The 10,874-nt window shown below is 57.1% G+C and carries 10 protein-coding genes; 5 read left to right on the plus strand and 5 right to left on the minus strand.

All coding sequences use genetic code 11. The features are described 5' to 3' along the window. The coding region (locus tag B4U49_RS03085) for a S8 family peptidase (RefSeq protein ID WP_158078542.1) at positions 1–1,252 on the minus strand (1,252 nt) is incomplete at its 3' end. Between the two features lie 358 nt (positions 1,253–1,610). Here B4U49_RS03085 and B4U49_RS03090 point away from each other — a divergent pair. Then, positions 1,611–2,255, plus strand: a complete 645-nt coding sequence (locus B4U49_RS03090) for a DUF805 domain-containing protein (protein WP_239692452.1) — start codon at positions 1,611–1,613, stop codon at positions 2,253–2,255. Positions 2,256–2,338: 83 nt separating this feature from the next. Here B4U49_RS03090 and B4U49_RS03095 read toward each other — a convergent pair whose 3' ends face one another. Genes B4U49_RS03095 through B4U49_RS03105 form a run of 3 tightly spaced genes read right to left on the minus strand, consistent with a single transcriptional unit; the run spans position 2,339 to position 5,736 of the window. Continuing rightward, a complete protein-coding gene (locus B4U49_RS03095; RefSeq protein WP_078083119.1) occupies positions 2,339–3,559 on the minus strand; it encodes an MFS transporter in 1,221 nt (406 codons plus the stop codon). A 52-nt stretch (positions 3,560–3,611) separates the two neighbouring features. Further along, positions 3,612–4,853, minus strand: coding sequence for a glycosyltransferase (locus B4U49_RS03100; protein ID WP_078083112.1), 1,242 nt, complete (start codon positions 4,851–4,853; stop codon positions 3,612–3,614). 7 nt (positions 4,854–4,860) lie between these two features. Then, positions 4,861–5,736: a YicC/YloC family endoribonuclease gene (locus B4U49_RS03105; protein WP_078083113.1), complete on the minus strand. Its 876-nt coding sequence runs from the start codon at positions 5,734–5,736 to the stop codon at positions 4,861–4,863. A gap of 140 nt (positions 5,737–5,876) precedes the next feature. Here B4U49_RS03105 and rph point away from each other — a divergent pair, with 140 nt between their 5' ends. Both rph and B4U49_RS03115 read left to right on the plus strand, forming a co-directional pair. Then, complete coding sequence (gene rph / locus B4U49_RS03110) at positions 5,877–6,596, plus strand: ribonuclease PH (RefSeq protein ID WP_078083114.1); 720 nt, start codon at positions 5,877–5,879, stop codon at positions 6,594–6,596. Between the two features lie 172 nt (positions 6,597–6,768). Next, entirely contained in the window at positions 6,769–8,466 is a 1,698-nt protein-coding gene (locus tag B4U49_RS03115; RefSeq protein ID WP_078083115.1) for a hypothetical protein, read from the plus strand. A 105-nt stretch (positions 8,467–8,571) separates the two neighbouring features. Here B4U49_RS03115 and B4U49_RS03120 read toward each other — a convergent pair whose 3' ends face one another. Continuing rightward, on the minus strand, positions 8,572–9,339 hold the full coding sequence (locus B4U49_RS03120; protein ID WP_078083116.1) for an exodeoxyribonuclease III: 768 nt from the start codon (positions 9,337–9,339) through the stop codon (positions 8,572–8,574). 123 nt (positions 9,340–9,462) lie between these two features. Here B4U49_RS03120 and pyrE point away from each other — a divergent pair, with 123 nt between their 5' ends. Further along, on the plus strand, positions 9,463–10,119 hold the full coding sequence (pyrE, locus tag B4U49_RS03125; protein WP_078083117.1) for an orotate phosphoribosyltransferase: 657 nt from the start codon (positions 9,463–9,465) through the stop codon (positions 10,117–10,119). 97 nt (positions 10,120–10,216) lie between these two features. Further along, positions 10,217–10,813, plus strand: a complete 597-nt coding sequence (locus B4U49_RS03130) for a hypothetical protein (protein ID WP_078083118.1) — start codon at positions 10,217–10,219, stop codon at positions 10,811–10,813. The last annotated feature ends 61 nt before the right edge of the window (positions 10,814–10,874 follow it).

The raw sequence follows: 10,874 nt of genomic DNA on the forward strand, positions 1-10,874 counted from the left end.
CCGCCATACTGGTGCCCTGGTAGAAGGCGTAGTTGTCGCTACCGGGTCCCTGGGTGCCGCTATTGAGTGTCGACAGTACACCGTTGGAATTGGTCGAGGTCTCCCCGCCTGGCGCTGCCACATCCACCACGCTGCCGTAGTTCGAGTAATAGGCGCGGCTGCCGGCGCGGTTGGTAGAAGCAACGGTCACTACGCCGGAACAGCTAGCCGGGCTGTAGTTCGCCGCGTTGGCGTTGGAGTTGCCCGCTGCGACGACAACGGTAGTGCCCAGGCTGCGTGCAGTATTGATCGCGTTCTGGGTGGTATTGTCACAGCTGCCGCCGCCGCCGAGGCTGAGGTTCAGCACCTGCGCCGGATTGGGGTTGGACGGTACACCGCTGACATTGCCACCGGCGCCCCAGATGATGCCGTCGGCGATATCCGAGGTGTAGCCGCCGCAACGGCCGAGTACGCGAATCGGCACGACTTTGGCTTTGTAGGCGACACCGGCCACACCGGTGCCGTTGTTGGTTACCGCCGCGATGGTGCCGGCAACGTGGGTGCCGTGCCAGCTACTGTTGCGCGCGGGCTGGCCTGAACCACAGGCACCGGCCGGAGACCAATCGCCAGGATCGCTGGCATCGGAATCTCGACCGTTACCGTCCTGGGCAACGGTGGTGTCAGAGATCATGTCGTAACCGGGCAGAATGTTCGCATTCAGATCCGCATGGGGACGGTATCCGGTATCAATCACACCTACCACTACACCTTCACCCTGGGTGATGTCCCACGCAGTCGGCAGGTTCAGGCCGCCAGTGGATTCGAAATAGTGCCACTGCTGGCTATAGTTGGTGTCGTTGGGGGTGGCCATGGGCTGCATCAGGCGGTCCGGCTCGGCGTAATCCACCTGCGGATCCTGCTGCAGACGTGCAACGATCGCATCGAGTTCTGCTTTGCTTGCGCGCTTTTCCAGCTTCATCAGCTGTGCACCCGTGGCAAGGCGACGCATATGCTTGAAGCGATGGCCTGCGGTCTGGGCCAGGCGATCGATCGCTGTTTGCGACATGGCAGAGGCGTTGGCGCCGGCCATGGTGCTCTTGTATTTGACGATGATCCGATCCGTCACCACTTCATCTGGTGCTACCGCCATAGAGGACAGCTCCGGCTCAACCGCTTGTGCCGTAAAGCTGATACCGATGGTGGCGCTGGCGATCAGTGTCGCCGCGCCGAGCACGGTACTCGGACCTCGTTTGAATAATGCTGATAATTTCATTGTTGCGAATTTCTCCTTGATTATTTTTATCGGCGGTAATGGATGCTTCCGCCGCGATCGCACTGCAGTACCCCTGTGCAGCGCTTCACCCGGAACAAGTCCCACAATTTTGTTGCGGGGCTTTCTCCTAAGGCCTGTGTTTAACGAGGAGATGAATTGCTCCCCCAAGTAAAAAAAGGGACAACTCTTTGTAATACGCGCCAAAATTAGGACTTATTTGGTACGCTTGTAACCCATTACAAAATCCACGTGAATTTGATCTCAATAATCGGATGATTTATGCGAAGCATGTTTTTACTAAAAAACGTGAAGTTTGCCGACGGCTTGTTGCACCTTGATGGTGCGGAGATAATTGGAAGTGTGGACAGCCAGCATCACTGTAGGCTTTTCAAAAGAAATCAATAAAAATGGACGTCTCAATGAAAATGGGTTGCCATTCAAGGATGCTTCAATGACCACCTCTGCTTCTGCTGATCCCTACGCCTCCCCCAAAACTTCCGATCTGGAGAGTGCGGATGCGGAAAATTTCAGCCGGCCAAATCTATTTTCCTTCCGTGGCCGTATCGGCAGGATGCGTTATTTTTCCTATCTGGTGCTGTCTTCCATTTTCTTGATGTTTGTTGCAGGTATCGCTGCGGCAATATTGTTGCCGGTCGATCTGTCAGCGAGTCTGTATGTCTACGGTGTGTTTTTTCTCTGTATCACCGTTTACGGACTTTCTCTCAATGTGCGCCGACTGCATGATCTGGGTAACTCCGGCTGGTGGTCTCTCCTCACGGTGCTGCCGATAGTCAATTTACTGTTGATGATTTATCTGGTTTTTTTTCGGGGCAACAAAGGTCGTAATGGCTATGGTGATAAACCTATCGGTAACGGAGTTGGTATAGTCGTGGCGTTTGCCTTCAGCCTGTTATTTAGCTTTGCCTACGTAGGAATGTTGCTGGCTGTGGCACTGCCTGCTTATCAGGGATATGTGGAGAGAGCGCAGCAAGCCGAGCAATAAACGCCAGGGCGAGGAAAAGAAAAACCGCTTTATTGGGCGGCTTCTTTGGGTGTGCGCTAAACAGATGCAAATTCCTGCAGTTTTTAAGTCTTTTTCTCGATTCCTGTTGTTCGATGTCGCAATGTCAGCCAATACCCGAGCAAACCCAGCAGCGGACCCGGCAGCAAAATCCAGACAGATTCAGGGCCGGTTAGTTCGAATAGCGCGCTGATGCCAGCTATCGAAATAATGGTTATCGCAAAGCCGAGGGAATTTTGAATCGACAGGGCCGCACCGATCAATTCCGGGGGGCAGGCTTTAGCGGACATGGCCGAAAATTGCGGGGAGTCTGCAATCACAGTAGCCCCCCAGAGCATTAGCAGAATAAAAAGCCATATTGGCGGCAGCGTATCCCAGAACAGGAAAAATATCAGTGCACAACAGCCGGAACTGGCCAGTGCAGCAACTGCTACCCTACCGCTTCCGATCGTCCGTGACAGAAACCCTCCCAGCAAACAGCCCAAAGCGCCAACTGCAATAATGCAGAACGACAGGCCTGAAATTCCAAGCTGTGGGTATTTTTGCGGTAACGCCGTATTGGAAATTAATAGGGGAACTACGGCCCAGAATGCGTAGAGCTCCCACATATGTCCGAAATAGCCCCACGCAGCCGCACGGAATTTGGGAGCTCGAAAAGCTTCAAACACCGCTGGCCGGGCAAGCCTGGTGAGCTTGAATTTTGTTGAATTATTTTTCATCAGTTGCTGCAGGTATGGCCCGTCACCCAGCTGGTAAATCAGTAAAGCGGCAACCAGGGCGAGCAATGAAGAAGCACTAATTATAGTTTGCCAGGGTAACTCCCCGCCTAGTTCCCGCAGCCCGTGCGGGAGGGCTGTTCCCAGCGTTAGCATCGCGACAAGTTGAGCCAAGGCAGCACCAGCGCGGTCCGGTGCCCAGCTCATTACCAGCTTCATTCCCATGGGGTAAATGCCGGCCAGGGATAAGCCCACCAGAAACCGATAGAACAGCGCGCTACAAAGTCCATCCGCCACCCAGGCAAAGCAGGCATTGAATAACGCACCGGCGCATGCGCTGAGGATAAAAATATTACTGGCGCGATAACGGTCGGCGATACCACCTAGCGCTATTGTGAGGGTGCCCAGGATAAACCCGCACTGAACTGCATTTGTCAGCCAGCCGATATCTGTGGCAGATATTTGCCAGGTTGAAGCCAGGTCGTCTACAGCGCTGTTCGCACTAAACCAAAGGGATGTGCCGAATAGTTGTGCCGCGGCAATAATCGAAACTGGGCCAAAAAAACGCATGGAATTTACGGGGTTGGGGAGTGAAGTTGGATGGTGATCACGACCGATCTTTCTATTGGTCCCCATCCGTGAGTTTATTTTTTGCTTCAATCCAGCGGCTCATAAACTCCTCCGCGCGGTGCTCGGTGCGCCGCAAAATACGTCCCCAGATATTGCGATTGCGGTGCGCTTCCAGGTTTGCAGTGACGTCCTCAAGGCGCTGAACAAATTTGTCCCCGTGATCTTGGTAGGAAAAACCTGTGGCAAGTGCTTGCATGCCCGCATCACGTACAGCCAGCCATTCCGACTTGTTTTGGTAAAGTCGTGCGATAGTCGCAGCAAACTGATCGGGGTCATTGTCGAGCGTATAGCCCCATGCATTTTCGGGCGCCATAGACTCGGCGCCGACCGGTGTGGTTACTGTGGGCGTGCCGCTGAGCCAGCCCTCCAGTATCTTGCCTTTTTGTCCGGCGCCGAAACGCAGTGGTGCAAGGTTCAGCCGATAACGGGAGAGCGTGGTGAGGGCATCTTCGGTACGTCCGTGAATTCGCAATCCCGTTGTCGGGTCGCTGAGGCGATGCATGGCGTGATCCGAATAGGCGCCGTACACATGGCACTCCACACCGGGTAATAAGGTGTGTAAGCGCGGCCACACGGTTTGTGCAAACCAAGTGGTGGCATCGCGGTTGGGGGCATGCTTGAAGCCGCCGATCATCACGAGGTGCTCGCGTTCGTCAAAATCCGGCAGCTTGGTAACATCCGGCAGTTCACGTACCAGAAACGGCAAATAGTGCAGCTGCCAGTCCGGCAGGCAGAAGTGTTGTTTGAGCAGTTCCACCTCAACCTGGGAAATCATCACGGTGAGGTCGCAGCGCGCCATGGCCGCTATTTCGCGTTCGGCACTTGCATTAAACAGGTTGACCGGCTCACCAGTTTTCAGCGCCTGATGGCGCGCCTCGCGCAGGCTGTGGAAATCGCTCGTGTCGAGCAGTGTCATGGCGCCCGGACATTGTTCGCGCACCCGCCAGCCGAACTGCTCCTCCATCATAAAGCGATCGTAGATCACAAGAGTGGGGTTTAGCGCAGCTATCCATTGATCGAATCTGGTGTCATTGACCGCGATCGGGTGCTCGCCATAACCGGTCTTTGCCTGGAACGGCGTGGATTGCGCCGGACTCGCAATCTCCACCTGGTAGCCAGCCTCGGCTAGCAGGTCGAGGATATCCAGGGTGCGACGGCCAGCAGCGGTGGAGGCAGGTTCTGGCCACTGCTTGGCGATTAAAAGTGCGCGCTTGGTGGGCGTGGTGCTGGCCATCCGCTAATTACTCTATGTTCTGCACCTGCTCCCGCATCTGCTCGATCAGCACCTTCAGTTCCACCGCGGCCTGGGTGGTATCGGTGACCACGGCTTTTGACGACAGGGTATTCGCCTCGCGGTTGAATTCCTGCATCAGGAAATCCAGGCGCCGGCCGATGGGGCCGCCGTTTTTCAGCACGCGACGGGTCTCAGTGATATGGGCATCCAGGCGGTCGAGCTCTTCATCGACATCCGCTTTCTGGGCCAGCAGCGCGATTTCCTGCTCGATGCGGTCCTTGTCGATCTCTTCGAGCAATTCTTCCAGGCGACTTTTCAGTTTTTCGCGCTGTTTCTGCAGGATCTGCGGCAGTAGCGCGCGCACGGTGGTGACCTGCTCGTTGATGCCGATCAGTCGCGCTTCGATAAATCCGGCCAGTTCCGCGCCCTCGCGCTCGCGGTTGTCCACTACCTGATTCAGTGCCTGCTTGAAGCCGTCGACGATGGCCTTGGCCTGCTCGTCTGCGTCGGTTTCCGGTTCGGCAATCACGCCCGGCCACTTGAGAATTTCCAGGGGGTTCAGCGACAGGCTGTCGCTGGCGGGTACGACCAGCCCGGCGGCTTTGACCAGCTGCTCGGCGAGTGCTTGATTGACTTCTATACCTGCGACTTCACCACTGTTCGCTTTGAGGTTGAGGGTCATCTCTACCTTGCCGCGATTGAGGGTCTTGCGCAGGATTTCACGCAATTTGGACTCCAGTGCGCGGGCAGCCTCCGGCAGACGGAAGTGGGGTTCGAGATAGCGATGGTTAACGGAGCGCATCTCCCACACGGCGGTACCGGTGGAGTAGTTGACTTCCGCACGACCGAAAGCGGTCATACTGCGCACTTGGTTTTTGGCCATACTGCGGGGCTCCAGAAAAATATGCTGCGTGGAAAAAAGAGCGGCAAAGCATAGCACAGGGTGAATGTGTGCTTAGATGGCTATAATGCCGGACCTTGAACGCTTTCAAGCTTAATTCGAATTCAAACCAGAGGTGCAATATGCAGCGACCAAGCGGCCGCAAGCCAGAGCAACTGCGCGATGTGCGCATTACCCGTCAATACACTCGTCACGCGGAGGGATCTGTGCTGGTTGAGTTTGGTGACACCAAGGTGCTCTGCAATGCGTCAGTGGCAGCCGAGGTACCGCGTTTTCTGCGCGGACAGGGTAGCGGCTGGATCACTGCGGAGTACGGCATGCTGCCCCGCTCCACTGGCTCGCGCATGGGGCGCGAGGCTGCACGTGGCAAACAGGGCGGACGCACCGTGGAAATCCAGCGTCTGATCGGCCGGTCCCTGCGCGCGGCGGTGGATCTGAAGCTGCTGGGCGAGCATCAGATCACCCTCGATTGCGATGTGATCCAGGCGGACGGCGGTACCCGTACCGCTTCCATTACCGGTGCGTGCGTGGCTCTGGTGGACGCGATTCGCTATATGCAGCGGGAGAAAATGATTGCCACCGATCCGCTGACCAATATGGTGGCGGCCATTTCTGTGGGTATCTATGACGGTGAAGCGGTGCTCGACCTGGATTACCCGGAGGATTCCAACGCCGATACCGATATGAATCTGGTGATGGCTGAAGATGGTGGCATGATCGAGGTACAGGGTACCGCGGAAGGCGCACCGTTTACCGAACAGCAATTTGCCGAGATGCTGGCGCTGGGCAAGGCGGGCATCAAGGAACTGATCGCAATGCAGAAAAAAGCACTGGCGGAATAATCTGTCGGTGGCGGGCTGACAGGAGCACCCTGTCCGCCCGCTTTCTAATCCCCCGGCAATTGGGTGCCAATAAATACATCCCTGTCGCCCTATTGATGATTACCCCTTCCCGCGTCTATTAGGCTTTCTTCCTACCCCGTACCTCCTACCGGTTGATACCGACGAGAAAGCCATGTATCAGACACTGATTATTGCGGCACTCGCTGTAACGCTGCTCACTATCCATTCCCCCCTGCATGGGCAGGACACCGATAAAGAAGCCCGGCCCCAGCACAAACACTACCGAGCGCCGGAACAGGACAAGCCCTCTCCCACCGGCGCTCTGGCGCCGCGCTTGCAGAACCTGGGCGACCACCAGTTTCCGGTGAGCTGTCAGTCCGAGCGCGCGCAGAAGTTCATCACCCAGGGCGTGAATCTCGCCTATGCCTTCAACCACGCCGAGGCGGGACGCTCCTTTCGCGAGGCCGCGCGTCTCGCGCCGAACTGTGCCATGGCTTACTGGGGGCAGGCGCTGGTGCTGGGTCCGAATATCAACGCCCCCATGGATCAGGAGATGGAGCCTGAGGCCCTGAAGCTGGTGCAGAAAGCCATGGCGCTGCGGAACACCGCCAATGACCGCGAGCGCGCTTTGATAGAAGCGCTGTCCACGCGCTATTCCGGTGATCCAACCGACAGGCGCCAGCGCGACAGCGACTATGCCGCGGCGATGAAAAAAGTTGCGCAGCGCTTTCCGGATAATCTGGATATCACCACCCTGTATGCCGAGTCGATGATGGACCTGCGGCCATGGAATTACTGGATGCGGGACGGTACGCCCTACGCGGGCACCGAGGAAATTGTTGCGTTGCTGGAAGGTGTGATGGAGAAAAACCCGAAGCATCCCGGTGCCCTGCACCTGTACATTCACCTGATAGAGCCGACCAACAATCCAGCCCGCGCCGAAAAAGCCGCGGATACCCTGAAAGGGCTGATGCCCGGGGCGGGACATATCGTGCATATGCCGGCGCATATTTATCAGCGGGTGGGGCGCTATGCGGATTCCGCCAGCACCAATGTGCGCGCAATTGCCGCCGATGAGGATTACATCACCCAGTGCCGGGCGCAGGGGATCTATCCCATGGCCTATTACCCGCACAATATCCATTTCCTGTGGTTTGCCGAAAGCGCCCGCGGCCGCGGTGCCGCCGCCATCGAAGCGGCCAACAAGACGGCGGAGCAGATCGACGATGAGACCCTGGCGGCGATGCCGATTCTGGTGACCTTCCGGGTAACGCCCTACTGGGCGCTGGCGCGGTTCGGCAAATGGGACGAGGTGCTGGCGTTGCCGGAGCCCGGTGAAGACCTGTTCCTCAAAGGCGCCTGGCACTATGTGCGCGGCCTGGCATTTATTGGCAAGGGGCAACTGGACCAGGTGCAGAAAGAACTGGCAGCGGTGCAGAAGATCGCCGCAAGCCCGGCACTGGATTACACCCTGTTTTCACCGAATACCGCGGCGTCGATTCTCGCCATTGCTCCGGAAGTGCTGAGCGGTGAACTGGCGGCGGCCAAAGGTGATTACGACACCGCGATCATGCACCTGGACCGGGCAGTGCGTATGGAGGACGGGCTGGTGTATACCGAGCCCACCGAGTGGCACTACCCGCCGCGACTGGCGCTGGGTGCAGTACTGCTGAAGGCCGGTAAGCCCGCGCAGGCGGAAACCGTGTACTGGCAGAACCTCAGCCGCTACCCGGAAAATGGATGGGCGCTATTCGGGCTCACCGAGGCACTCAAGCAGCAGCACAAGGCGGATGAGGCGGAGCTGATTGAGGCACGGTTCAGGAAAGCCTGGCGGGATGCGGATGTGAAGCTGACGGCATCGCGACTGTAGGGACGGTCGGACCCGGATACACAGACCCGGATACATAAAGGGCGCACCCGATGGTACGCCCCTTGTGTTTGTCTGGTGTTGCGAACCGGTTGTCCGAGAGCGGCCTCAGACTTCCAGATCGTAATCCATGATCACCGGCAGGTGGCTCGAGAAGGACACATTCTTGTTGATGGCCCCGTACTCGATCTTGTTCTTCAGGGTCTGGGAAACGATCTGCATATCGGTGCGCCAGCCATCGCCCTTGCCAATTTCACCGCTGGGCCACCAGGTAAATTCATCTGCGTCCTTCACCACCCGGCGGAAGGCATCGACGTAGCCGATTTCATTGAACAGCTGGTCGAGCCAGCGCTGTTCGTGGCGCATGAACCCCGGGGTATCCTGATGGTCCTGCCAGTTTTCCACATCTGCGCGGCGGTGCGCCATGCCCCAGTTGCCACAAAAGATGAAGTCGCGGCGTTTGCGGCTGATCTTGGCCAGGTGGGCCTGCATATCGTCGAAGAACTGCACCTTGGTTTCCAGCGACGCTTCATCGGTAGCAACCGGCGCCAGCAGGGAGCCGACGCTCAGGCGTTCGAAGTCCGCCTGCAGGTAGCGGCCGTACATATCCACACCATTGGCAAAGCCCATGCCGAAAATCAGCGCCTTGGGCTGGGCACGGGTATAGATGGCGACGCCGTTCTCGTGGGGGGTGCCTGAGTCGAAGAAATAGCTGTAGTAGCCGTCCGGATGGAAGATGGGGTGATCCAGCTCCGGTTCCAGTGAGCGCAGATCCTGCAGGCAGATGATGTCTGCATCCTGATCTGACAACCAATCGTACAGTCCGCGCTGTGCAGCCTGGTGCACACCATCAACGGACAAACTCACTATTCGCATTATTAGCCCCTTACCAGCGGACTGTGTAAAATTGCAGTCGTTATTCGTCTGAACATTTTTCGATTGCCGCTCCCCATTCCATGGGGACCTTCCTTCACCTTAGCCAATAGTTATCAAATTGCCATGCAGCAGTACCAGCGCGACTTTATACAACTGGCCCTGGAGCACGATGTGCTCTGTTTCGGGGATTTTACGCTGAAATCCGGGCGCCAGAGCCCCTATTTCTTCAATGCCGGCCGATTCCACAGCGGTGCGGCGCTCGCCGCCCTGGGCAATGCCTACGCGGAGGCGATTATTGCCTCTGGAGTGGAGTTTGATGTCATCTTCGGGCCGGCCTACAAGGGCATCCCGCTGGGTGCGGTGACCGCGGTGGCGCTGGCGCAGAAAGGGGTAGATAAACCCTTCTGTTACAACCGGAAAGAGGCCAAGGACCACGGCGAGGGCGGAACCTTAGTGGGTGCGCCGCTTAAAGGCAAGGTTTTGATTATTGATGATGTTATTACTGCCGGCACGGCAGTGCGTGAGGTCATGCAGATCATCAACGCCGAGGGTGCCGAACCCGCCGGTGTGGTGATCGGTCTGAACCGCCAGGAAAAGGCAAATGACAACACCGACCTCTCTGCTATCCAGCTGGTGGAGCAGGAATACAGCATTCCTGTGATCGGTATTGTGGAATTAGACGATATTATTTCCTATCTTAAGTCTGAGGCTGCCAGTGAAGAACTGCTGCAGCGTATCATCGACTACCGGCAGCAATACGGCGTAAGCACTGAGGGGTGAAGACCCCTCCTCGTCAATTGTTTGTACCGGGGCACTAGGGATGGGTGTTTTGGATCAAAAATTGAACGATGTACACAGAATATAAGAAGAGGCACGCGTGAAAACCGCAATAGCGCTGGCGTTAGTCGGCGCCTTTCTGACAATGGATGTCGGAGCTGCAAACCAGGGGTGGAACGGCAAGAAGCTGTACCGCTATACCAACGAACACGGTGTTCAGGTGCTGGATGACGTGGTACCTCCGCGCTACGTGGCGGGCGGCTATGAAATCTTGACCGCTACCGGTCGTGTGCTGGAAGTAGTGGCCCCCGAGCTGACCGGCAAGGAACTGGCCGAGAAGCAGCGTCGCGAGGCACGCCTGGCTGCAGATCTGCAACTTCTGAAACGCTACAACAGCGTTGCCGACATCGAATCCGCGCGCAAGCGCAAGCTTGCCATCGTGCAGCAGGATATGGCGATCCTGCGTTCCAATTTGACGAACCTCACCCGACAGATCGAAAACGAGGAATCCTCGGCGGCGCGCACCCAGCGCAATGGCGGTACGGTTTCCCCGGAGCTGCTGCAGCGGATTGAGAATCTGCGCAAAGAGGTTGAGGTGGTCAGCGAGCGTCTGGCACTGCGTAAAAAGGAAGCGGTGACGATCAACAGCGAGTTCGATCACGCTGCCAATCGTTATCAGGAAATCGCCGGCAAATAGGCAAGTGGTTTTGAAGGTGGTCTCCTGGCGGTGAAGCACTGGGTATCCGTTTTCGAAAACG

Source organism: Microbulbifer mangrovi, from assembly GCF_002009015.1.
Lineage (GTDB): Bacteria > Pseudomonadota > Gammaproteobacteria > Pseudomonadales > Cellvibrionaceae > Microbulbifer > Microbulbifer mangrovi.